Source organism: Priestia sp. TRN 1309 (genome assembly GCF_050846875.1).
Classification (GTDB): Bacteria; Bacillota; Bacilli; order Bacillales; family Bacillaceae_H; genus Priestia; species Priestia zanthoxyli.
The window spans coordinates 624,850-647,284 of record NZ_JBOZGM010000001.1 but is presented as its reverse complement, the minus strand read 5'-3'; the positions used below and the strand labels follow the sequence as shown (position 1 = coordinate 647,284).

General features: G+C 40.1%; 22 protein-coding genes. 5 read left to right on the top strand and 17 right to left on the bottom strand.

The window, feature by feature from the left end; all coding sequences use genetic code 11:
- Nucleotides 1-165 precede the first annotated feature (165 nt).
- Complete coding sequence (locus ACRPLQ_RS03295; protein WP_432235665.1) at nt 166-531, top strand: DUF3221 domain-containing protein; 366 nt, start codon at nt 166-168, stop codon at nt 529-531.
- An 11-nt stretch (nt 532-542) separates the two neighbouring features.
- On the opposite strand, the gene ACRPLQ_RS03290 is transcribed toward ACRPLQ_RS03295, so the two are convergent.
- From ACRPLQ_RS03290 to ACRPLQ_RS03265, 6 genes are all read right to left on the bottom strand, one after another.
- Nucleotides 543-1,475, bottom strand: coding sequence for a patatin-like phospholipase family protein (locus ACRPLQ_RS03290; RefSeq protein ID WP_116739290.1), 933 nt, complete (start codon nt 1,473-1,475; stop codon nt 543-545).
- Nucleotides 1,476-1,603: 128 nt separating this feature from the next.
- Nucleotides 1,604-3,514 (bottom strand): ABC transporter permease, encoded by a 1,911-nt coding sequence (locus ACRPLQ_RS03285; RefSeq protein ID WP_165636158.1) that lies wholly within the window; start codon nt 3,512-3,514, stop codon nt 1,604-1,606.
- The gene (locus ACRPLQ_RS03280; RefSeq protein WP_165636157.1) at nt 3,501-4,268 is read right to left on the bottom strand and encodes an ABC transporter ATP-binding protein; all 768 of its coding nucleotides are present in this window, start codon (nt 4,266-4,268) and stop codon (nt 3,501-3,503) included. The genes ACRPLQ_RS03285 and ACRPLQ_RS03280 overlap by 14 nt, the downstream gene beginning before the upstream one ends.
- Nucleotides 4,265-4,621 (bottom strand): YxeA family protein, encoded by a 357-nt coding sequence (locus ACRPLQ_RS03275; protein WP_034263848.1) that lies wholly within the window; start codon nt 4,619-4,621, stop codon nt 4,265-4,267. The genes ACRPLQ_RS03280 and ACRPLQ_RS03275 overlap by 4 nt, the downstream gene beginning before the upstream one ends.
- Nucleotides 4,622-4,708: 87 nt before the next feature.
- The gene (locus ACRPLQ_RS03270; protein ID WP_033579944.1) at nt 4,709-5,743 is read right to left on the bottom strand and encodes a sensor histidine kinase; all 1,035 of its coding nucleotides are present in this window, start codon (nt 5,741-5,743) and stop codon (nt 4,709-4,711) included.
- A 1-nt stretch (nt 5,744) separates the two neighbouring features.
- Entirely contained in the window at nt 5,745-6,416 is a 672-nt protein-coding gene (locus ACRPLQ_RS03265) for a response regulator transcription factor (protein ID WP_034263850.1), read from the bottom strand.
- Between the two features lie 325 nt (nt 6,417-6,741).
- On the opposite strand from ACRPLQ_RS03265, the gene ACRPLQ_RS03260 reads away from it, so the two are divergent.
- The gene (locus tag ACRPLQ_RS03260) at nt 6,742-7,560 is read left to right on the top strand and encodes a squalene/phytoene synthase family protein (RefSeq protein ID WP_033579942.1); all 819 of its coding nucleotides are present in this window, start codon (nt 6,742-6,744) and stop codon (nt 7,558-7,560) included.
- 35 nt (nt 7,561-7,595) lie between these two features.
- On the opposite strand, the gene ACRPLQ_RS03255 is transcribed toward ACRPLQ_RS03260, so the two are convergent.
- Entirely contained in the window at nt 7,596-9,545 is a 1,950-nt protein-coding gene (locus ACRPLQ_RS03255) for an FUSC family protein (protein WP_367076886.1), read from the bottom strand.
- 156 nt (nt 9,546-9,701) lie between these two features.
- Nucleotides 9,702-9,962 (bottom strand): metal-sensitive transcriptional regulator, encoded by a 261-nt coding sequence (locus tag ACRPLQ_RS03250; RefSeq protein ID WP_013058561.1) that lies wholly within the window; start codon nt 9,960-9,962, stop codon nt 9,702-9,704.
- Between the two features lie 378 nt (nt 9,963-10,340).
- Here ACRPLQ_RS03250 and ACRPLQ_RS03245 point away from each other — a divergent pair, with 378 nt between their 5' ends.
- Together ACRPLQ_RS03245 and comJ are read left to right on the top strand one after the other, a co-directional pair.
- The gene (locus tag ACRPLQ_RS03245; protein ID WP_028414988.1) at nt 10,341-10,781 is read left to right on the top strand and encodes a NucA/NucB deoxyribonuclease domain-containing protein; all 441 of its coding nucleotides are present in this window, start codon (nt 10,341-10,343) and stop codon (nt 10,779-10,781) included.
- Nucleotides 10,782-10,816: 35 nt separating this feature from the next.
- Nucleotides 10,817-11,224 carry a competence protein ComJ gene (comJ, locus tag ACRPLQ_RS03240; RefSeq protein WP_224980481.1) on the top strand — a complete coding sequence of 136 codons (408 nt, stop codon included), beginning with the start codon at nt 10,817-10,819 and terminating at the stop codon, nt 11,222-11,224.
- A 101-nt stretch (nt 11,225-11,325) separates the two neighbouring features.
- On the opposite strand, the gene ACRPLQ_RS03235 is transcribed toward comJ, so the two are convergent.
- The 4 genes from ACRPLQ_RS03235 to ACRPLQ_RS03220 all read right to left on the bottom strand — a co-directional run bounded on the left by ACRPLQ_RS03235 (nt 11,326) and on the right by ACRPLQ_RS03220 (nt 15,654).
- Nucleotides 11,326-11,916: a CPBP family intramembrane glutamic endopeptidase gene (locus ACRPLQ_RS03235; protein ID WP_028414990.1), complete on the bottom strand. Its 591-nt coding sequence runs from the start codon at nt 11,914-11,916 to the stop codon at nt 11,326-11,328.
- Nucleotides 11,917-12,311: 395 nt separating this feature from the next.
- Nucleotides 12,312-14,630, bottom strand: coding sequence for an RNA polymerase recycling motor HelD (gene helD, locus ACRPLQ_RS03230; protein WP_049166018.1), 2,319 nt, complete (start codon nt 14,628-14,630; stop codon nt 12,312-12,314).
- Nucleotides 14,631-14,873: 243 nt separating this feature from the next.
- Nucleotides 14,874-14,999: a hypothetical protein gene (locus ACRPLQ_RS03225; protein ID WP_016765178.1), complete on the bottom strand. Its 126-nt coding sequence runs from the start codon at nt 14,997-14,999 to the stop codon at nt 14,874-14,876.
- A 139-nt stretch (nt 15,000-15,138) separates the two neighbouring features.
- Nucleotides 15,139-15,654, bottom strand: a complete 516-nt coding sequence (locus tag ACRPLQ_RS03220; RefSeq protein ID WP_224980486.1) for an enoyl-CoA hydratase/isomerase family protein — start codon at nt 15,652-15,654, stop codon at nt 15,139-15,141.
- Nucleotides 15,655-15,896: 242 nt separating this feature from the next.
- Between ACRPLQ_RS03220 and ACRPLQ_RS03215 the strand changes: the two genes are divergently transcribed.
- Nucleotides 15,897-16,265: a winged helix-turn-helix transcriptional regulator gene (locus ACRPLQ_RS03215; RefSeq protein ID WP_013084552.1), complete on the top strand. Its 369-nt coding sequence runs from the start codon at nt 15,897-15,899 to the stop codon at nt 16,263-16,265.
- 23 nt (nt 16,266-16,288) lie between these two features.
- Here ACRPLQ_RS03215 and ACRPLQ_RS03210 read toward each other — a convergent pair whose 3' ends face one another.
- The 5 genes from ACRPLQ_RS03210 to ACRPLQ_RS03190 all read right to left on the bottom strand — a co-directional run bounded on the left by ACRPLQ_RS03210 (nt 16,289) and on the right by ACRPLQ_RS03190 (nt 22,433).
- On the bottom strand, nt 16,289-17,503 hold the full coding sequence (locus ACRPLQ_RS03210; protein ID WP_165636153.1) for a cytochrome P450: 1,215 nt from the start codon (nt 17,501-17,503) through the stop codon (nt 16,289-16,291).
- A 169-nt stretch (nt 17,504-17,672) separates the two neighbouring features.
- Nucleotides 17,673-18,068 (bottom strand): DoxX family protein, encoded by a 396-nt coding sequence (locus tag ACRPLQ_RS03205; protein WP_013058570.1) that lies wholly within the window; start codon nt 18,066-18,068, stop codon nt 17,673-17,675.
- A 156-nt stretch (nt 18,069-18,224) separates the two neighbouring features.
- Nucleotides 18,225-19,646, bottom strand: coding sequence for a glycosyltransferase (locus ACRPLQ_RS03200; RefSeq protein WP_165636152.1), 1,422 nt, complete (start codon nt 19,644-19,646; stop codon nt 18,225-18,227).
- 44 nt (nt 19,647-19,690) lie between these two features.
- A complete protein-coding gene (locus tag ACRPLQ_RS03195) occupies nt 19,691-20,914 on the bottom strand; it encodes a nucleotide sugar dehydrogenase (protein ID WP_337050547.1) in 1,224 nt (407 codons plus the stop codon).
- Nucleotides 20,907-22,433 (bottom strand): glycosyltransferase family 2 protein, encoded by a 1,527-nt coding sequence (locus ACRPLQ_RS03190; protein ID WP_165636150.1) that lies wholly within the window; start codon nt 22,431-22,433, stop codon nt 20,907-20,909. Before ACRPLQ_RS03190 ends, ACRPLQ_RS03195 begins: the two co-directional genes overlap by 8 nt.
- Nucleotides 22,434-22,435: the final 2 nt, after the last annotated feature.

Here is a 22,435-nt window from a genome sequence, read left to right as displayed (position 1 = left end):
CTCCCGTACTAAGCATAGCTTCTAGTAATCTAGCGTTTATGAGTTAAAACATATCACGCGCGCTGAAATAACGTCAATGATTACCTCTTGCTTTCTCCGAAAACTGGAAAAGAAATGGTCAAACGCGCTATAATGGTAGTCATGTTGAAACGGAAAGGAGATTTTATGAAGTTTACCGTTCAATCAACTGCACTTTTTCTTCTCTTTTTTATTTGTTTAAGCGGGTGTTCGGATAACGCCGAGCAGTCAAAAAAGCCGGCCGGCTATTTGGTTCAAGGGCGCATTTTAGAAGTGAAACAGAATGAAATTCTTATTGCAAACGTCATTCCGCGAGATACCGCGCTTGACTATACAACAAAAGAAATACTTGGTTCTAGCGATGTACAGCCTATCTATGTAAAAATTTCGGATAATCAAACATACAAAAAAGGACAGCTTGTCAAAGTATGGCTTAAAAAAGACAAAAGCGTTCAATATTCCGTTCCGGCAAAAGGCGAGGCTGTGGAAGTCAACATTTTAAAACAGCCGTAGAAAAGCTCCTGTTACGGGAGCTTTCTTCGCGTGAGCGGACGTTCGGTTCGATTCATTTTATGCTGTTCAAAATCCCACTTTTCTAAAAAGCGCTTTGCTGATATATAACCAGATTCATATAAAAACTCGATTTCTTCTTCCTTTAAGGCAAAATCCGTTGCCGTAATCACACCCGTTGGAATTTGCACCGTTCGTTCTTTTGTCTCCGCGTTCAAATACCGCAAATCGTGAGCTTGCAGCATCGTTGTAAACATACTTTTAAATAAATGGACCGGCGTCGGAATAATAGCAGCTGTATCAATTTCTTCTTTTACAAATCGAAAACCAAACGTCGGGAAACGCGGATGCTCCGTATCAAACAGCCAAATCGGAAAATTGCTTAAAAGCGCTCCATCGACAATGTATGACCTCTTGAAACCTTTGGATTTCCAAATGACAGGACGAAAGAAAAAAGGAATGGACGCGCTCATCATCACAGCTTGTGAAATCTTCATATCGCTCGGCTGCATTCCGTAGCGAGGCAAGTCGTCAGGCAGCACAAGCATCTGTCCGTTCGAAATGTCTGAGGCAATAATTTTCAGCTTATCTGCCGGCAAATCTGCAAACGTTTCGATTCCTTTTTCACGCAGCAGACCGTACACCCACTTTTCCAAATAATCATTTTTATAAAAACCTAAATGAACCATCAGTTCTATCAAGTTCCCAATCAGGGGAATTCGATTAATGATCGTTTTTCCGCGAAACTTAGCATAGTCCATGTTTTGAAGCTCCTTGCGAATTTCGCCACTTTTATAGCCGCTTGCCAAAAGAGCCGCAATCAGTGCTCCGGCCGACGTACCTGCTAGACGCTGCCATTCTACATTGCTTTCTTCCATTGCTTCAATTGCACCCGTGAATGCAATTCCTCGAACGCCTCCCCCTTCAAACACAGCATCTGCTTTCACATTTTTCCCCTCCTATACAACTCTCTAGTTTTTATATACCCTTTTTTATATTCAGATTTTCGCTACTCCATACCTTTTATTTTCCAAACAAAAAAAAGACTGTTTCATTTATCGAAACAGTCTTTTTTTTACAGTCGCTTTATTACCATTCGGTAGTAATTCATTGTCAGCCAGTAGAAAATGAAATAAATAACCCCGTATACTGCATCCGCTATTAAAACAGGGACTATTAGACTTTCACCAGTTAGATTCGTAATGACCTTCAGCGCAAATAGACTGTGCAAGATGCCAATTACTAAAGGCAAACCAAACGTAAACAGCTGCTGTTTTCGAACAGCGCTCATCATTTGAGATACTGAAAACCCAAGCTTGCGCAGTACTTCAAATCTTTTGCGCTCTTGTTCCGCTTCGGAGATTTGCTTAAAATAAATAATACTGCCCGTCGCCATCAAAAAGACGAGCCCTAAAAATCCTCCAATAAAAATAAACAATCCTTTACTCATTAAGCCTGCCTGAAACACATCATAGTATGAAGTACGGCTTTCGCCAGCTTCTTTTGCGATTTGATGATAGTTCTTAGTAAGTTCATTTTGTTTGTTTCCATCATCGGTATTAAATACGTACACCGCTTGCTTTTGTCCAGATTTTAAAAGTTTGATAAACGTGTCGTGGTTGACTACAAACTGATAGCCGGCACTGTCAGAATCAAGAATGAGCAAAGGTTCGGATTTAACGACTTTTAAAGCAAGCTCTTCTGATTTGTTCAGCTGCACAGCTGCGGTTTTACCTGTACTAGGCTTAAACACTTTTCCTTTTGCCATTGAATCAAAAATAACGGTTTCGTTTGCGCTTAGCGCAGGAACCGAAACGCCATTTTTCCGCACTTCTTCTTCATCTAAAAAGCTGATTTGTTCCCTATCTTTATAGTAGCCCGACGTAATAAATCGAAAATCCGATAAATCAGCGGAATGCTTCACGATATGATAGACATACTGATTTGATTGGATATCTAACTCACGCAGTACATCCATAAAGCCTTGCGCTGCGTTTTTACTATGCAGCGTATAGTCATAAGGCTGCATGCTTCTGGCATCGGCTTTTGTGTTATAGTACGAGGAATACGTCACACCAACTGCTACAAGTGTAGTAGCCGACAAAATCGTAATTAAGGTTAACACTCGTGCATTTGCTTTAATGCGATACATCATCGTAGAAACGCTTAGCATATTTGCAAACGAATAATATCGGCTTGCATGCTCTCGGTAAAGTCCCATCAGCCACTCAATTGTGGCTTTAAAAAGTAAAAATGTACCGAAAATGACCGAGAACAGTACAACGGCTACAATTAGAAAAAAATTAGGCGTCACAATGTTTCCCGATGAAAGGTAGTACCCATAGCCAACGAGTAAGATACCCAGTACTCCCACTGCAATTGAGCGTTTCGAATTCATTTTATTTACGCGTTCACTTTTGCTTTCTGCTTGAAACAGATCTAATAGCGTATAGCGGTACATAATAAAATAGCCTTGAAACGAGATAAAAATGGTAACAATCAAAAACACTACGGCTGTTTTTAAAACCGCTTGAAGAGAAAATGTGAGCGTAATAGAAAGCGACAGTCCCATAAGCTTTAGTAAAAACAGCACAAACAGCCTTGAAAACACGGTACCTAGTAAAATACCGACCACCAAAGAAAAAATCCCCAGCAGCATATTCTCGTAGAAAATCATTTTCCCAATCGTACGTTTTTCAATACCGACTAAATGATACAGTCCAAGCTCTCTCTTACGCTGTCTGATAAAAAATGAGTTTGTGTACCAAATAAAGACAACAATAAAAGTAAGCAAAACGTAATTTGAAGCATTAAAAATGCCCTGCAGCCTCATCTCTTCTCCAATCACTTTTGAAATCGATTGGTCGTACTGAAGCGTAGCAAACACATAGTACACAACAATACTAAAAATCATTGAAAAGAAATAAAGGCTGTACCGACTAATATTTTTGCGCATATTCTTTTTAACAAGATCAAATACGGTCATAGCCTTCACCGCCTAATGCGCCTTGAATGTTCATAATTCGTTTGAAAAATTCTTGTCTCGTTTGTTCGCCTTTAAACAGCTCCGTGTAAATTTGTCCGTCTTTAATAAACAGCACGCGGCTGCAGTAGCTTGAAGCCAGCGGATCATGCGTCACCATAATAATGGTGGCACGGTCTTCTTGATTTAACTGGGACAGCTTTTCAAGCAGGCTTGAAGCGGCCTTAGAATCAAGAGCTCCGGTAGGTTCATCGGCGAAAATAACGGCTGGATTCGTAATCATTGCTCTCGCTGCTGCAACGCGCTGTTTTTGTCCACCAGAAATCTCATACGGGTACTTACCCGCCAGCTCATAGATGCCTAGTCGCGTTGCGGTGTCTTTCAGCTTCGCTTCCATTTCTTTCTTAGACATTTTTGTAACCGTAAGCGGCAGAAGAATATTTTCTTTTACTGTTAACGTATCCAGTAAATTATAATCTTGAAAAATAAATCCTAGATGATTGCGTCTGAAAGCAGACAGCTTCTTATCTTTCATGAGCGCTACGTTTTCTCCTTGAATCCATACCTCGCCATCGGTGGGACGGTCAATCGTTGAAAGAATGTTCATCAGCGTCGTTTTTCCCGCTCCAGATGGTCCCATAATACCGACAAACTCTCCTTCTTCGATTGTAAAATCAATTCCTTTTAGCGCTTCGTATACGTTTCCTCTTGATCCAAACGTTTTGGTTACATTTTTCCCTTCAAGGACAATGCTCATTTCCCTTCCTCCTTTCGTTCTTTTGTAGGCCACACGCTTTTCACCCGCTGCGGCAGCTCATTTTTTGTTATAATGTCATATTTCCGAACTTCGTTACCTCGAACAAAAAGGTCAATAACCGTTCCTTCTTTTAACTGTTTAATCGTCGTAAACGTTTGAAACGTTGTTTGTCCTTTTTCGTTTATTACTGAAATGGTATATTGAACTCGTCCATAGTCGTCCACTTTTTTTGCTTCTTTTGGGATGATCCCGTATTGATGCTCCGTTGCGGCGTTTTGATAAATCTTTATTCCTCCTATACATGCTCCCACAATAAAAATCAGGGCTAAAAGGCTAATCCACTTTCGCTTCATGTACGTTCCCTCCTTGTGTATAGCTCTATCTTACTTCGTAACAAGGAAAGATTCGTTTGAAGCAGATGACAATCTCGGCTTTCAATCTTACATTTTTGAAAGGTTATCAAAAGAATTCGGTTTGTAGAAGGTCAAAATTACCGTGGTTCCTTCGTGTAAAAGTGAATGTACCTCTATTCGATGGCCAAGAGCATCTGTAATTTTTTTTGAAAAATACAGCCCTAGCCCCGTAGCTCCTTTCGATTTTCTTCCGACATTTCCTGTAAATCCTTTTTCAAATACGCGCGGAAGGTCTTGTGGTGGAATGCCCTCCCCTTGGTCAACGATAAATAACTTCACATACTTCGGCGTTTCTTCACTAAAAAAAGAAAGCTTTCCTTCTAGAGGGCTATATTTAATTGCATTGGATAACACTTGCCTCACAACAAACTGCATCCACTTTGGGTCAGTGTGCACTAACGTATCTAGATTCTTTTCATCAATATGCAGTCTTTTCTCAATACACCATTTCGAGAAATACGCAACGTTTGGAAAAACAAGTTCGCTTAGCGACACTGCCTGCACCTGGTAATCTTTTTCTAAGTGACGCAGACGTGCGGCATATAAATTCTGATCTACTAACCCATCAATTTTCATCCATTCATCTTCAATATCCTTAAGCCAAGGCCATTTATAAAGCTCTGTACGACGAGCGTTAATAAGCAGCTTCATAGCAGTAAGCGGCGTTTTGATTTCATGAACCCACGTCGTTATATATTCCTCTTGCTCTCGCTGCTGTACGTGAAGAGCGTGAGTTTGTCTGCGATAGACACGATCTATACGCTGCAGCAGACTCAGCATGTCTTCATCTGCTTTCGTTCGCACGTATGAATGCATTTCTTGTAAATCGTACGCGTCATTCTGCAGCATTAAACTTAATCTTTTTATAAATCTTCTTTCTTTTACTCCTCTCCATAAAAGAAACAGAATTAGCATACACAGCGTTAAAAGATTCAAGTACCAAAACGAAGTAGACGATACCTTAATATCATACTCGAGAAGCAGCAGAGCATCGATTACACTCAGCCATAGAAGAACGAATAGAATCCAGCTTAGCCTTTCTCTTAAAAAACTTTTCCACATTTTAATTCACCAGATATCCTTGACCTTTTTTGGTCACGATTTGATCATTCAGCCCGATTTCTTCCAGCTTGGTACGAATGCGTGTGATGTTGACTGAAAGCGTATTGTCACTTACAAATTTCTCATCTTCCCATAATCTTCGCATAAGCTCTTCTCGCGATACAATCTTGCCTCGCTCTTCCAAAAGAAGCCGTAAAATAAAAAATTCATTTTTCGTTAAATGAACTTCTCGATCGTTATAATGCAAACTTCCTTTTTTTAAGTCTAGCACCGCGCCGTTCCACTCGATAACGTCTGAAATCGTGTCTCCATACGAATACGTTCTGCGCAGAAGTGCCTGCACTTTAGCAATAAGAACATCCAAGTTAAACGGCTTTTGGATATAGTCATCCGCCCCAACATTCATTGCCATAACAATGTCCATTGGATGTTCACGAGACGACAGAAATACGATAGGAGTTTTTGAAACTGTACGTATTTGCTGACACCAGTAAAACCCGTCATATACAGGTAAATTCACGTCTAAAATGACCAATTCTGGGCTTTCCCCAATAAATACTTCCATTACCTTTTGAAAATCTTCTACTCCAGCCACTTCAAATGACCACTGTTCGAATTTTTCTTTCACTAATTCATATATTTTGCTATCGTCTTCTACAATTAAAACTTTCATACCTTCACCTCTGTATTCTCCTATGTATTATGTATACCCGACTGTTGAGGGTTTTCTTAAAAGTTCATCTAACCCATTAGCATGACGGCAATTTTCTTAAAAATAAACTTTTTATGTCTGTAAAATGAAGAATGAACGAGTATTATCGTAGTGTAAACTTGTGCATGATACAAGTATCTCTGTTTAAATACTACAAAATAATGACAATATCGTTAATAAGTAATCTTTAAACTCCATTAAATGCTCATTTTTTGTTACTATAGTATATAAGATGAAAACTTAAACTAATTTGACATGTGGATATGTAAAAAGGAGCTAGTTATCAATGAGTGTACCCAACAAATTACGCGACAACGCAATGGTGATGTTAAAAGAGACAAGCCGAACATTTTTTATTCCAATTAGCCACTTGCCGGCAGAATTGCAAGATGCAGTAGGATCTGCTTACTTATGTATGAGGGCAATTGATGAAATTGAAGATCACCCTGAGCTAGAAGCCGGTGTAAAAAGCCGCTTGCTTTACGCCATTAGTGACCTGTTAAAAAAGTCTTTTAACGAAGACGACTACATGGCATTAGTAGGTCCTTATCAAGCTGATTTACCTGACGTAACGCTTCAGCTCGGCAACTGGATTGCGCTTTGTCCGACTGGAGTTGCAGATCAAGTATTAGATGCAACTTCTATTATGGCCAAAGGAATGGCCGATTGGGTAGAAAAAGACTGGCATATTCAAAATGAAGCGGATTTAGATGACTATACGTTCTATGTAGCTGGTCTAGTAGGCGTGATGCTTAACGACATTTGGAAATGGTATGACGGCACGGAGACAGACAAAGAATTAGCCATTGCATTTGGACGCGGCTTGCAGTCTGTAAATATTCTGCGCAATACCTCGGAAGATTCAGAGCGTGGAGTCAGCTTCTTCCCTAACAACTGGAGCAGAGAAGATATGTTTGCCTATGCTCGCCGCAATCTGTCACTAGGAAAGAAATATTTAGAAGATGTCAAATCGCTTCCGATTCTTCATTTCTGTAAAATTCCGTTAGCGCTTGCCGATGGAACGTTAAACGCCTTAATGAAAGGAAAAGAAAAAATGACGCGTGACGATGTAAATAAAACGGTAAGTGAAGTTGTGGATATGTAAAAGCAAAAGCACGGAGCCCAGTGGTTCCGTGCTTTTTATATTTCTACCTGCAGACTTTCATATAAAGCAGTTATTTCCCCTTGAATAATGGGGTAGCGTTTCAGGGTCGGAACACTTGAAAGCTTTGGCGCTCGCTTTTGCTCTGCTGCTGCGGCTAGCTGAGCAAACGTTTCTTGAAGCTCTCGCTTTTCCGTTTCTGACAGCTCATATCCTTCATACGACGCAAGAAGCATATAACCTAACTGCTGCGTAGCGACAACTGCCGGCCACAGTCCTTCAAGCTTGACGGCCGTTTTAGAATATTCTCCAATCACATTATCATAAAGCGCCCGAAGATTAACTAGTTCCCCTTGAAGCTTATTTCTTTCTTGTTTAATTCTTTCTTCATCTTGTTCAGTGCTTAGCATTTCTAAAAATTGTCCTTCTTTTCGAATGACATCTCCAAGTAAATACGGCAGACGAAGCGAAGAAGCTCGTTTAAAAACTAATACCGTACCGACCACTCCAATAACAGAACCAATAACAATATCAATCACCCGAGCGGACGTAAAGTAGCTAATCGCTTTGTCCGGATGACCGCTTTCAGCAATTAAAAGAGCATTCGGTGTGATAAAAAGCGTACCGAGCGCGTAGTTTTTAACAATCACAATTTCAATCGTTGACTGAAGCACAAAGACAATGAGCGCAATGACAATTCCCGTTGGTTCAAGCATGAGAATCCCGGTTCCAATTAAAATACCTAAAATGGTTCCGACAGAGCGTTGAATACCTCGCTGAACCGTTGCACGAACGGTTGCCCCAAGCATCACTCCTGCACACGTGAGAGGAATCCAGTAAGACCTTGGAATGTCTGTCGTGTAGGCAACAGCTGCGGCGATAATCATAATAATTCCGTAGCGCAAAGCGTTTTTAAGTACATACGAACGTTTGTGAAAAGCAGCTTTTAACCGTGCTTTTACGCTGCCTTGTGAAAATTGAATATACTCCGTTTCTTTTAATTCCTTCATTTGAAGAACGTCGTTTACATCTAGTAATAATGTGCGCAGCTCTTCTTTGATGGACAGCTCTTCAATTTCTTCTCGCACGTCTCGAATTTTTTTATGTTTTTTTAACGTGGCCATTTCGGATGCGAACGTTTCAATTACCGCTTGTGCTTTTTTCGAAACAGCCGGATTAAAATCATTCGCAGCGGCCATCACAAAAATAAACAGCCCTTCAGCTTTTTGGTTTAATAAAAACAGCCGGTGAGAAAACGATGATTTTTTTCCATTAATTTTCGCTTGCTTCATCGCTGTTTCCGCTGCCCGAAGCTCTACAACCGTTTTGTGCTGCTCAGCGTGAAACGATTCCGTGCCAAGTGATCCAACAAATGAAGCTAGCTGCCTATAAGCTTTCGCCACAGCGGCCGTTTCAGGCCCTCGCGGATTAATAAGCCAGCCGCTCATGCTAATACACCAAGATAGTGCTCCTCCTAAAAAAACGAGGCCTGCATGCAAAAAAACTGCCTGTAAATTCGGAGCTGGAATGCTTGTACTCACTGCAAATGAAAGGACAAAAAACATCGCGGAAGGTCCCGGAATTTTTAAAGCTCCGAAGATATAAACCGATACGGCTCCAATCACACCAAATAAAATAGTTTTCATCCACTCCACGTCAGCAAATAAAGAGCCGAGTGTAAAGCACAGCGTAACGCCAAGCAAAGCTAAAAATAACTTAACGGCACGCTGCGCGTAAGGTTCATCTTTTGTATACAAATATGTAAAGGCGCCAATACTTGCAATGAGTCCGTACTGCAAATGACCAAACAAAATGCCTATTAAAATCGGCAAACTTGAAGACAAGCCCGAGCTGATTCCTCTTACCCACGGAGAAGAAGCGTGGTTAAAGCGAAAAGCAGCTTTGATTCCCGGCGCTTTTGGAGAAGCTTCAATTTTATGATGAATTTCCGTATGATTATATGTTGGTGACTTTTTGTCATCATTCACCTTGCCCTCCTCCTTTCTCTTCATATATCTTTCCTGTTCTTAAAACGAGATAAACCTAAAAAAGCGCTGTTCCTATCCGTATTGTGTTTAGGAACAGCGCTTTTTATCCTTTTAAGCAGCGTACAGAAAAAACAAAAAGCAGATGAAACGAATGTCTCATCTGCTTTTTACTAACAACTCTACTGCTTCTTTTACTAAGTTTTCCGTATTCTCGCCTTTTTCAATGCTTTCTCTTACGCATTGTTCAAGGTTTGTGCTGACAATAACACCCATCGTGCGATCAATTGCGCTTCTGGCTGCTGAGAGCTGTGTCACAATGTCGCGGCAGTCTTTTCCTTGTTCCATCATATTCAAGACGCCTTTTAACTGACCTTCAATTCGTTTCAAGCGATTTTTAACTTGCTTATCATATTCCATCATACTACTACCTCCGCTCATGCATGATTGCGTTTCTTGCTTTTAAGCTATACGCAAGAAGTAAATGTATACACAACTTTATACCTATTAGGGTATGATGTCAAGTAAAGGAAATTGACTCTTTTTTTCACCTAGGACTCACCCACATGCAAATAGACACTTCACACTCCATTTAATCTGAATCGTAAGTAGATAAACATCAGAAAGTATAACTCTCAGAATATTATGGGGGCTTTTTACATCTTACAGACAAGACAAAATGATCATTTTTACATAATTGTTAATACTTGTTTACACCGTATTTATTGTCCTGTAATCTAAACTTAGCAATCTGAGAGTATAGTTAAGCTGTAAAAACGACTACACTGGAGGTTTGAGATGAGTACATACGGGAAAAAATTAATGGCAAGTCTATTCATTATCATTGCATGCGTTTTAGGGTTTATAGGACATGCGGCGTTTTTAGCTCCTGAAAAAACGGAAGCCGAAGCAAACTATGATGCAACGCTTTATTTTCCACTGGACCGATATCCTGAAACCGGCGATCATATTCGCGACGCAATTACTGCTGGTCACTCTTCCGTTTGCACAATTGATCGCGATGGTGCTGAAGCAAACCGAGAAGAATCGCTGAAAGGATACCCAACAAAAACAGGATATGACCGTGATGAATGGCCAATGGCTATGTGCGAAGAGGGCGGAGCAGGAGCTGATATTCGCTATATTTCACCTTCTGATAACCGCGGAGCCGGCTCATGGGTTGGAAATCAGTTAGAACAGTACCCAGATGGTACACGCGTACAATTTATCGTGCAATAATAGCTGAACAAGCTTTACTTTGAAGAGGTGAAATCATGAAAACAAAATGGAAAGAACAAGAGCTAACAATGTCATATCATCAGTTTACGCTGTTTCAAAAAGGACAGCCAAAGCCCCATCACGACTGGAGTGATGAAGATATTCAAAAAGGATATGTCGCAGACGATAAAGCTATTTCATTTGAAGCCGTGTCGAACACAAAAGCCATTGTCGAAGTGTGGGTAAACGAAACTCCAGACGCATCAAAGGCTGAAAAGACCACTCGCCTTCCTTTTCACGTCGAAAGCGATGGGATTGAAATCAAAAGCGTCCTATCTGAAGCCTTAAGCTATGATATTCCAAAAGGATATTATTACGTTACATGCCTGACCATTCCTCTTCAAGAAAAAACAAACTCAGGCCTTTACTTAGTGAAGTATTTGCTGCATTTTGAAAGTCAATAAAAAAAGACGACCTACTGTAGACAGTTCAGGTAATATACAATACTAATAACTCATAAAAAGCTCAGAGCGATATATAGCTCTGAGCTTTTTGGTGCAAGATACTAAAATATCCATCCGTTAAAGACCATGCCTAAATTAATAATAAAATGAAAAACTACGGCTGGGTATATGCTTTTCGTCTTTAAAACGACAAATGCATAGAAAAGTCCACCAAAAGAAAAAAGTAAACTTGTTACCACAGGAATTCCTATTGATATGTGCAAGAGACCAAATCCAATACTCGTAATAAAAACAGCGTAAAAAGTTGATAGATTACTTTTTAATTGAGATAACATGATCCCTCTCCAAAGCACCTCTTCTAAAATAGCGTTTATGATTGAGAATACTATACCGTATATGACGAATGATTTTGTATAGCTTATATCTTCAGCGAATAGTAAAGGTACAAAAATTGTAGCCGAACCAATTAGACCAAACAGTAAAAAATACGTTAGCTTAATTGAATGATGTGGCATCACTATACGTTTCTGCCAGTCTGGTAATGATGCAAAAAGAAATACCTTTTGCTTGGACAATAAAATTGAAAGCAATAGTCCACCTATGATAAACAAAAGTAAAACTCTGTTTACAATGATTTTCATCTCTTTAGATAGATCCCATTCAATGAAATAATTGCTTCCTACTTGAAACATACATGTCCCTACTAAAAAGAATAGAAACAGAGAAACCGTTGAACGATATTTAAAGGTTAAAGCATAGATAAAAAGCAAGCCTATGATAGGCAACAGTCCCGCAGCAAATAACTTATAAGAAAAAAGAATAATACCCGAGAAAAATAAACTTATTATAAAGATGAGTAATACATTTATTCGTAAATATTGGATATAAAAATCCTCCTTTCACTGTCTTTCTAATTCGTTTTATAGTAGTGGAAACTTAATCAAACAATTTTTATTTTGGCAATGAACAGGAGCTGAATCCATATAAATAAAAAATCGAGGGGAAAACCTTTGCGATTTCACCCTCGATTTTCCGTACTACTACTTCTCCACTTTCTCAGATACTCAAGCCACTGGCCGTTCTCTTTTTATTGTGCTTGGTATTCATAAGTTTCTTTATTTGATATAAACGGGCTGATTTCACCAAGTGAGAACAAGTGCAGCTCATGCATCGCTCTTGTACATGCTGTATAAAATAAATTTCTCTCATATTCATCCTGATAACATTCACTCGAGGCATTGTAAATGATGACTGCATCAAACTCAATTCCTTTTGCTAAGTAGGCTGGCAGGACAAGCATGCCTTTTTCAAATGAACTTGTTTCTTTTGTCAGCAGCCTTGCAGACATCGAATCAGGCAGTGCTTTGAATGCTTCTCGGCTTTCTTCAGCAGTTTTGGCAATCACAGCAATTGTTTTATAGTTTTGCTGCTTCAATTCATTAATTTTGTGTATAATTGCCTCATGCAGATCTTTGACGTTACCTGCAGCCGTCACGGTCGGCTTCGCTCCGTCTCGATTAAACGGATCGATTAAATGGCCGTTTGCCACCATATCCCTTGAAAACTCGACAATTTGACGCGTTGATCGATAGCTTCTTGTAAGAGTCAGCGTTTCTGCTTCTTTCTCTTCGTACAGTTCGCTTGAAAGAATGGTCGGTGCGTTCAAGGCGTGCGCATAAATCGCTTGATTCAAGTCTCCAAGCAGCGTCATTCTAGCATGCGGAAACAGCTCTTTTAAAAACGCTAGCTGAAACGGTGAATAATCTTGTGCTTCATCAATAAACAAATAGCGAATGACAGGATTGGCTTTTCGCCCTTCAATTTGATCTTTTATATACAAGTAAGGCGTTACATCTTCATAAGACAGCCTCATGTTCATAACTCTTTCCACCGTGTTTTTAGCTGTTTCGTCCCATCCTTCTACATGTGAAAAAAGGTGATGTCTTTCAAACAGCTGCATATAGATACGGCGAATATCGATAAATTTAAGCTGTTTGATGGCCTGCTTAATAAATTTCATTTTCTTAGCTACAACGGCTTTGGCTAAATACGCTTGTTCCCGGTCAAAGTCATCAAATGAGCTTTCCGTATAGCCTTCCTTTTTCTGCAGATGCTGATAGGCCTCGACATAATCTTCTTTTTCTAAAAGCTGAATTTCTTCTTGAACCCAATCTTTTTTACGTTCAAGTTTTTCAAGCTGGTTGATGAGCTTAAGCGCCCACTCGGCTACGAGCTGCATTCTGTTAGGAATGGAAATTCCCTTATCAAGCGAATAGAAATAAGATAACAAACGCCGAGCAGATAACACGATTTCGCCGCGAAACTTAATATTTTTAAAAATGATGTCTTTAGTAGACAGCTCTTCGATATACGCATCTACCTGCTTTTTAAATTCACGGCTTGCTTTGTAGCGGATTTCCTGCATTTTTTGTTTTTTTGCCGCAGCATCTTTTTCCGTTAGTAAATATTCAATTTGAACAAACAAATCCTCCACGTCAAACTCGTTTCCTAACCGTCCGTCGGCATATTGCTGAAACGTTGTTTGTTTCATATTGTCTTCTCCAAGCTCCGGAAGAACAGTTGAGACGTAGCTGTTAAAAAGCGGATTTGGCGAAAACAGCATCATGTTTTCTGCAGTCAGCTGCTTTCGATGATGATAGAGAAGATAAGCCACCCGCTGAAGAGCTGCAGACGTTTTACCGCTCCCTGCTACTCCTTGGACGATCAGCACTTTATTTTTTTCATTTCGAATAATTTGGTTTTGTTCTTTTTGAATGGTCGCTACAATACTTTTCATTTGACTGCTTGCGTTGTGTCCGAGCACTTCTTGAAGCAGCTCGTCTCGAATGGTAATTCCTGTATCAAACATGCTTTTAATTACGCTATTTTCGATAATAAACTGACGCTTTAGCTTCATCTCGCCTTTTATCGCTTCACCTGGCGTTTCGTACTGCGCTTTTCCCGGTGAATAATCATAATAAAGACTCGAAATAGGCGCACGCCAATCATAAATTAAAAACTCTTCATCTTTTTGATCCATTAAAGAGCCCACGCCCACATAAATAGCTTCCGCTTCTTTTTCACCATTCTCTATAAAATCAAAACGTCCAAAATAAGGGGATTGCGTTAGCTTTTTTAATGTTTTTAATTGATCATACGCTTGTCTATGGGTAATTTCACGTTCAGCTAAAAGTTCTGCCTGCTGCTTAATGCTCGTAAATGTCTCAATCACGTCATCCGGCTCATCCATATTAACCGTGACATCGTCCCAAAACGTGCTTCGCAAATCGACAATTTCGCCTTTTACGCTTCCTACGCTTTTGCCTATTTTTTCAGCTTTTTGGCTGATTTCTTCGACTACCCAATCAACTCGCTGCTGTTCTTCTGTTAAATTTTTATCTTTCACTTATCCACACCCCTTACACACGTTACCCGATAACAAAACTTGTTACCGGGTAAAAGCGATCATTGTTTATTTTTTCAGAGTCTACATACTTCCCTACTGAGTTCGTAAATCCCTGCTATGTAACCATATTATGTCTTAATTTCCACCGTTAGTATACTGAAAAATAATGAGCTCCAAAACAAAAAGGGCTGAGAAAGTCTCAAGCCCCTTATCTTTATAAGTTGTTTCTCTACTTATTAGCTATTACTGTTTCCAAAAAGTTAGCAGATGAATGATGGCTGACACCACTTCTACCCCTTGAAACGCCAGTAAACCTGCTGCTGCCGCTGTAAACAATCCGACTACCGCTTCTTTAAAAATGAATGGCATTGATACCAGCTCCTTTGCTTATTTAAAATAAGTAGATTTGTTATCATTCTACTCCTTTTTTCAGAATTTTCAATACCTTTTTATCAACAAAATAAAATAAAAACGCTTTCACTTTATAAAAATAAAGTGAAAGCGTTTTTTAAGCTTCCTTTTCTAATGCGTTCAGCGCAAGCGAATAGTCCAACCCTTTTCCTTTTTGCACAATATGCTGCACTTTACCCATGTTGCATGCTTCTTGCGCACAAACGGTCATGCCGTTTGTTAACTTCAGCTGCACAGGTTCTTCTGCAATTCGTACGTCGCATGCTAAAGCTAACTCATACCCTCCGCCAAACGTAAAGTTTGTAAGAAGCGCAATCGTTTGTTTGGAGCTGCATGAAATGCGCTGAAAAATCGCTCGAGCTGTTACTGCATGAATCGGCTGATAAAGCCTTCCTGTTTCTTCACGTAGGAAAGAAGTTGTTCTATGATCGCCGTTCATTTTATAGTACTCTCCCATAAATACAATAGATCCAACCGACGCATCGTGCTGCAGCTCATTCATCGTTTCTTGCAGCTCATACATAACTTCACTGTTCAAACGATTAAGCATCGACTGATTCATTCGTACAACCGCCACGTGATTTCTTTTTTCTACTTTGATAAATCTTTTCATCGTTCCTCCGCCCTTTCCCCTGTCGTTCTTTATAAATAAAGCGCTTTCAAAATATTTCGCCTTTTAATAGAAAAGTTATTTTCATAGTTTTATCATACAACAAACTCATAATTATTTCCATTACTTTTTTAATTTTCCGTCAATAATTCCATGAATCATTTCCATGTTTTTATCAAATAAGACGTGCTATAGTATAAACAGCACAAATGCAGCTGAACTCACGGATAAAAGGAGTAATCACTATGAAATACGACTTAACAAAATGGGAGCCTCACGGCTATTCTTGCCCTGTGGAAGCAGCCGTTGATGTAGTCGGAGGCAAATGGAAAAGCGTCATTTTATATCAATTATCGAAGGAACGCCGGCGCTTTAATGAACTGCGCAGACTCATTCCAGGCGTGACGCAGCGAATGCTGACGCTGCAGCTTCGCGAACTTGAGCGCGACGGAATTATCCACCGCGAAGTCTACAAACAAGTTCCGCCTAAAGTAGAATATTATTTAACGCCTTTTGGAGAAACTCTCATTCCTATTATCGAGCTGATGTTTAAATGGGGATATGATCATACGGATAAAATTGCTGAAGCGAGAATTCAGGCAGAGAAAGAGTAAAAAGCACGCAAAGCGTGCTTTTTTTATACATGTTTACGAATCAATAATTCTTCTAACCCGTACACAAACGTGCTTTCAATCGGCTTTAACTCAAATGCCGGGCTCCAGTCCATATGCGGATAGCGGTCAATCAGCTCAGCCAGCATAATCTTTGCTTCGATTCGAGCAAGCGGTGCTCCTAAGCAAAAATGAATCCCTCTTCCAAATGCCATATGCATATTTGGCTTTCGGTCGATTTTAAATACATCCGGGTCTTCAAAGTACTGCGCGTCTCGGTGCGCGGATCCCATCCATGGAATAACGTGTTCGCCCGCTTTTAGTTTTTGACCTGCAAGAGTCACATCTTTTTTTACGATTCGGTGAAGAGCCTGAACGGGTGAACGATAGCGAAGAACTTCTTCGATCGCAGAAGGCAAAAGCTCTTTCTCACGTTTGAGGTGTTCAAAAGAAGCCTTATCTTCCATTAAACAATAAATTGTATTTGAAATTAAGTTCGTAGTTGTTTCGTTTCCTGCAATCAGCAGCAAAATGGAAAACCCGACGATTTCTTCATCCGTTAGCTGCTTCCCTTCTTCTTTTGCCTGAAGAAGTACGGAAATAATATCATCTCCTGGCTGCGTGCGCTTTTCTTCAATGATTCGATAAAAGTAAGTTTCTAACTCATCGTTTGCTTTCATTTTCTCTTGCTGCAATTTTTCGAGAGTTTCACGTTCATTATTCGATGGACCCGCTACGATAATATCCGACCAGTCTTTAAACTGGCGCTGATCTTCTATCGGGACGCCTAAAATATCGGCAATTACCATAACCGGAAGCGGATAGGAAAGATGCTCGACTATATCAATATCTTCAAGATGCTCAACTTCTTGTAATAATTCAGCGGTAATGCGCGCAATTTTAGGCTCCCATGCTTTCATTGCTTTAGGCGTAAAAGCTTTATTAACAAGCGCTCTCATTTCAGCATGCTTAGGCGGATCAATATTAATTAGGCTCGTTCCTAGAGCAGTTTGTCTTTGGTTTTGTGGAGGTCTTCGATCAGAAGAAAAAATATTTTTTTGTTCCAGCACTTCTTTGACCCCATCATAGTGAAAAACATCCCATACCTGCCTTTCTTCATCCCATTGCACAGGCGCGCTGTTTCTCATCTCTTCATACCATGAAAAAGGATTAAAGCGCTCTTCTTTTGTTTGAATCGTATTCACTTGACGGACGATTCCGTTTTCTCTTTCGGTTTTCATGTTAAAACCTCCCCGTATCGTTCAAATAGAATGACTGTATAGTCATCTATGACCAAATAGTACCATATATACGAATTTTCTTAAAAAGGATAGCTGTATATTTTAGTAAAAATGAATCGATAGAAGGATATATTTTACAAAAAAGGGTAGGCGCATAGCGCCTACCTTTTTAAGAATAATGTTCTTCTGGTTTTTGTAATCGGTTGTCTAACGCGTACGCGCCGCTTCCTGCTAGAATCATATGAAGCGAAACGACAAAAAGGGCAACCTCAAGCTCATAGCCACCTGTAAAACCAGCACCGCTTTTCGCTGTAAAAATAGCGCCAATCATCACAATCGCAAACAGAACACCTATTAAACGCGTTTGAAACCCAAGAATCATAGCGGCTCCCCCTACGAATTCAATAACCGCAACCGCATAAGCGAAAAACGCAGGAATGCCCATGCTGTGGAAAAAACCGACCGTATTATCAATACCGCTTTGGAATTTGCCAAGACCATGAATAAAAAACGTTAGCCCTAACATAAGACGAAGTAAAAACGTTCCAAGCTGATAGCTTTTCATTTCTTTTCCTCCTTTTTTACTTTTGTCTGCACATGTAACAATTTTAGTTACAACTGTGAACAAATTCAAGGGGTTAGAACAGAAAAACAAGATATCAGCAAATTTTCTTATCTCATTTTAAACGTTTTTTTTTGAGAATAAGGCATTACTCCCTGCTCAGTCACGCTGAAGATAAGAGAGAAAAGCAAAAATATGATCGTGAACAATGAGTTCTGCCGTAGGAGAATGGTTCTTCAATGATAGGTGTTCAGAATATCGAAACCGATTGAATTTATTTACGTCAACATGATGAACGGCCTGCACATGAAAATTTTCTATTATTGCTTTTACTTGAGCAAAAGGCGGCATCACAAGAGATTCAGCTCCAATTTTTTGCAGGCACTCTCTGCTTATGGCATGAGGAACAGCTGTCATCGAGCTCATTAATAAATCTTTTCTTCCTACTGTCTCATTTAACACGTACTTCCACCCCTGCACAACATGCGTGAGCTTAGCTTCATCTTCACATACGTTTAAAGCTACATCAACACCGCTCGCTACCGCTGAAGCAAATGGATACAAATCTTGAGCTGAAAGAACAAAATCCCCGTCTATAAAGAGAAGAATATCTCCCGTTGCTGCAAGGGCCCCCGCAGCTCTTCCGCAATCATGCCCTAACCGCTCATCGTAGACGAGGGTTTTAACACCCTGTTCTTTGGCATACGCCTCGGACTGATCAGTAGAACCATTAATCACGACAATAATTTCTAATGGCTCGAGTTTTCTTGCTTCTGCAATCACTTGTTTGATTGTTCCTTCTTCGTTGCAAACCGGAACAATAACAGACAGCTGTTTGCCTCCATAAAAAGAAGATAATTTCCCCCAGCCGTGCTCCACAACTGGAAGAGGCTGTGCGAGCATATCCACTCGCCTTTTACGATTTGACGCAAGCGTATAGTATGCTTGAAGAAGCTGCTGGTAGGATTGAATTCGTTCTCTGCTACGCAGCGGGCGATCAAACGGACGAAAGCTTCCCTTTCCCTGCGTTTCAATCGTAATATGCGAGCTTACACGATACTGTGTTAAGAACGTCACAAATAAAGAAAGAGGCGGCAACTCCCAGTGGTTCTTTAATACGCTTACTAGCACACCGTAAGGCGCTTTTAAACAAGCGTTGGCACGATGAGGCTTTCCAAGTGCATGATGCAAAACCGTACTCCACGTAAGCTCGCTGCGGTTAAAAGTATTCATCTTTGTTTTTTCCCACTTGTTTAGCACCACATCGCTATGCCCAAATAACAGCGCCTGCACAAAACGCTCAATCTCAGAAGACGAAAGGATAATGTCTCCGTCTACAAATAAGACGGCATCTCCTTTAGCAGCCTTTGCCCCTTCCATTCTCGCTTCATGTGGAGACATACGCTTTTCTATTACTTTTACCGTGCACCCTTCTTCTTTCGCTATTTTAACTGAAGCATCGGTACAGCCGTTTGCAACTATGATAATCTCAAGCACGTTCACTTTTTTAATTTGTTTAAGCACGCTTTTTAGCGTTTCTTCTTCATTGTAAACGGGCAGCACGACAGAAAGAGTTTTCATTGATATCACCCCTAAAAAAAGAACCACTGAACAATTCAGCGGCTTCATTTGTTTAAAATACCTCTTGTATCGACAACTTTTTTTGCGTATTTTACAATCGACCAATCGATTTGACTGTGATCGGTTAACACAAGTACAACATCGCTTTTTTTAACTTCTTCTTTTGTCAGCGGGACAGAGAAATACGTTTGCTTATTTAATATAGCGGAGTCAATGTAAGGGTCATGATACGTCAGCTCATATCCTTTTGCTAAAAGACCTTCACATACCGTCAGCGCCGGCGATTCACGCATATCATTTACGTCTTTTTTATACGCGATGCCTACAACAAACACGCGTTTCTCATTTGCTGTGAGCTGCTTTTCAACACGTCTAATTACTTTATTTGGCATTTCTTCATTAATATGATGAGCAGCTTCAATAAGTTCGCTCGTTAACCCATTTTGCTTTAGTTTCCATAAAAAATAAAGCGGATCAACGGGTATGCAGTGCCCTCCAATTCCGGGTCCTGGATAATACGGTGTGAACCCAAACGGCTTAGTAGATGCCGCCTGTAATACCTCATGAAAATCAATCCCTAATTCCTCGCACAATTCATTTGTTTCATTCACCAACGAAATATTGACAAGGCGCTGAATGTTTTCAAACAGCTTGCACATTTCCGCTACTTTTGGAGAAGAAACAGGTACGACTTGCTGAAAAATACTTTCATAAAACGTCTGCACGTGATAAAGGCAGTCTTTGCTGTAGCCGCTAATCACTTTTGGAATATACTCAATGTCGTACGACTTGTTTGCCGGATCGACTCGCTCTGGAGAATAAGCTAAATAAAAATCAACTCCCGCTTGCAAATCAGACTCCTTTAAAATAGGCAACACGACTTCTTCAAGCGTGCCTGGGTAAGTAGAGCTTTCATAAATAACGGTTTGCCCTTTTACCATCTGTTCTTTTAAGAATGCAGATGCGCTAATGACTGGTCCTAGATCGGGGTTATGATTTTCTGTAATAGGAGTTGGCACGGTCACAACTACATAATCGCATGCTTGAAATGCAGAGATACCTTTTTGTAACTCATATGCTTCAAAATTTTTCTCGCTTTGAATCACATCACTATGCACATCTGGAATATAGCTTTTCCCTTGTTTTAGCGCCTCAATTTTTCGTGCGTCAATATCAAGACCAACGACGCTATAGTTTTTCTTTGCAAATAAAAGAGCAAGCGGCAGTCCCACATACCCTAGACCAATAACGGCAACTTTTTTATTCATTCTTCAACACCTCAAACAACAGATCATGTCTTCGTATGTCGGGAAGAAATTCGCCTCTTTCGCTAGTTTGGCTAATATAATACGCCATGGCCTCTACATAATCTCCTAAAATTCGCTGAGTTGCTTCTGCTAGACCTTTGACTTTCATATGCTCTTTTCGAATCCGGTTTGTTCGCGCCACATCCACAAAATGAACAGGCTGGACATTAAAGCCGTACATAATACTTTTTAATTGAAATAAAGGCGGAATAATAAGAGATTCGTAGCCTACTTTCTCCATTACATCTCGTTTAATGGCATGGGGAATAGCCGTCGTTGTATTAATTGTTAAATCAGGACGTTTACAGATAAGGTTCAGAAAATATTTGGCAGTACTTACCGAGTGAATAGGATGCACTTCGTCAAGCAGACACTCTAAATTATTAAGCGCTACATCAATGCCTTGGTCAGCTGCTTCTAAATACCGTCGTAAATCTTCCGCGGAAATCACAATGTCTCCATCTATGAACAAGCAAATCTCACCGCTACTGTACATCGCACCGATTGCTCGAGGGACGTTATGCCCAAGCCGCTGCTTGTAATGAAGAACAGTAGCACCCGCTTCAATCGCTCGCTTGACCGTCACTTCATCGGCTCCGTTGGCAACCACGATGATCTCTTCCACTCCTGCTTTTTTCACTTCTTGGATCACGCTTGCAATCGTTTCTTTTTCTTCACCTACTGGAATAACGGCACTGTACTTAACGCCTGCTTTCCGCTTCACGCTTGGTGTATAAGCGGAAACAACTTCTCGGTTTCGATTGCCGTCTGTTAGTCCGCCTCTTATTCCTTTTTCTTCAATAAGATGAGCTAATGCTTTAATGTGATCTCCAATGATATAGTTAGTGGAAATAGGAAAAGGTGAATTGGTAGGAATTGTTTTGTGGGTGGTTCTAATCTTATTGGTATAAATAACGTCTGAAGAACACGGTGCAACGATTGACATTCCTTTTAAAAGAGCAATCGTTTGAGCGAGCGGGGGATGAGCTAAGTTCTCGTATCCGATTTTAGCTGCTGATGTTTTTTTGATAGCATGAGGAATGGCTGTTAATGCTTGAACAGATAAATCTTCACGCTGTAAGCATAAGTTCAGCATGTATTTCGCAATGGAAACAGAATGGGGACGCACCTTTCGTTTCATAATCCACGTAAGGTCGTTTAACGCTATATCATGACCGGTTTCTATAGCTTGCGTATATTTTATCAGCTCTTGATGAGGAACCGCTATATCTCCGTCCAAAAAAAGCAAAATGTCTCCTTTTGCTTTTTTAGCCCCAATGGCTCTTCCAATATTAATGCCAAGAGCTTCCTCATAATAAATGACGCGGCAGCCTGCATTCTCGGCTATGGCCTTAGTGGCATCACTAGATCCATTTACTACGACAATAATCTCAAACGGCTTTATTTTTTGAGCTTCTTTAAGCACAGGTAATAATGAATCTTCTTCGTTACAGGCTGGAATAATCACTGATACTTTCAAAC

Bases quoted from the DNA above. Each gene is read 5' to 3' on its own strand.
- ACRPLQ_RS03275 (WP_034263848.1), bottom strand. From the start codon at position 4,621: ATGAAGCGAAAGTGGATTAGCCTTTTAGCCCTGATTTTTATTGTGGGA.
- ACRPLQ_RS03245 (WP_028414988.1), top strand. From the start codon at position 10,341: ATGAGTACATACGGGAAAAAATTAATGGCAAGTCTATTCATTATCATT.
- ACRPLQ_RS03210 (WP_165636153.1), bottom strand. From the start codon at position 17,503: ATGAAAACCGAAAGAGAAAACGGAATCGTCCGTCAAGTGAATACGATT.
- ACRPLQ_RS03235 (WP_028414990.1), bottom strand. From the start codon at position 11,916: ATGTTTCAAGTAGGAAGCAATTATTTCATTGAATGGGATCTATCTAAA.
- ACRPLQ_RS03200 (WP_165636152.1), bottom strand. From the start codon at position 19,646: ATGAAAACTCTTTCTGTCGTGCTGCCCGTTTACAATGAAGAAGAAACG.
- ACRPLQ_RS03270 (WP_033579944.1), bottom strand. From the start codon at position 5,743: ATGTGGAAAAGTTTTTTAAGAGAAAGGCTAAGCTGGATTCTATTCGTT.
- ACRPLQ_RS03265 (WP_034263850.1), bottom strand. From the start codon at position 6,416: ATGAAAGTTTTAATTGTAGAAGACGATAGCAAAATATATGAATTAGTG.
- ACRPLQ_RS03250 (WP_013058561.1), bottom strand. From the start codon at position 9,962: ATGGAATATGATAAGCAAGTTAAAAATCGCTTGAAACGAATTGAAGGT.
- ACRPLQ_RS03195 (WP_337050547.1), bottom strand. From the start codon at position 20,914: ATGAATAAAAAAGTTGCCGTTATTGGTCTAGGGTATGTGGGACTGCCG.
- ACRPLQ_RS03205 (WP_013058570.1), bottom strand. From the start codon at position 18,068: ATGAAAAGCTATCAGCTTGGAACGTTTTTACTTCGTCTTATGTTAGGG.
- ACRPLQ_RS03260 (WP_033579942.1), top strand. From the start codon at position 6,742: ATGAGTGTACCCAACAAATTACGCGACAACGCAATGGTGATGTTAAAA.
- ACRPLQ_RS03225 (WP_016765178.1), bottom strand. From the start codon at position 14,999: ATGCCATTCATTTTTAAAGAAGCGGTAGTCGGATTGTTTACAGCGGCA.
- ACRPLQ_RS03220 (WP_224980486.1), bottom strand. From the start codon at position 15,654: ATGAAAAGATTTATCAAAGTAGAAAAAAGAAATCACGTGGCGGTTGTA.
- ACRPLQ_RS03280 (WP_165636157.1), bottom strand. From the start codon at position 4,268: ATGAGCATTGTCCTTGAAGGGAAAAATGTAACCAAAACGTTTGGATCA.
- ACRPLQ_RS03285 (WP_165636158.1), bottom strand. From the start codon at position 3,514: ATGACCGTATTTGATCTTGTTAAAAAGAATATGCGCAAAAATATTAGT.
- comJ (WP_224980481.1), top strand. From the start codon at position 10,817: ATGAAAACAAAATGGAAAGAACAAGAGCTAACAATGTCATATCATCAG.
- ACRPLQ_RS03215 (WP_013084552.1), top strand. From the start codon at position 15,897: ATGAAATACGACTTAACAAAATGGGAGCCTCACGGCTATTCTTGCCCT.
- ACRPLQ_RS03295 (WP_432235665.1), top strand. From the start codon at position 166: ATGAAGTTTACCGTTCAATCAACTGCACTTTTTCTTCTCTTTTTTATT.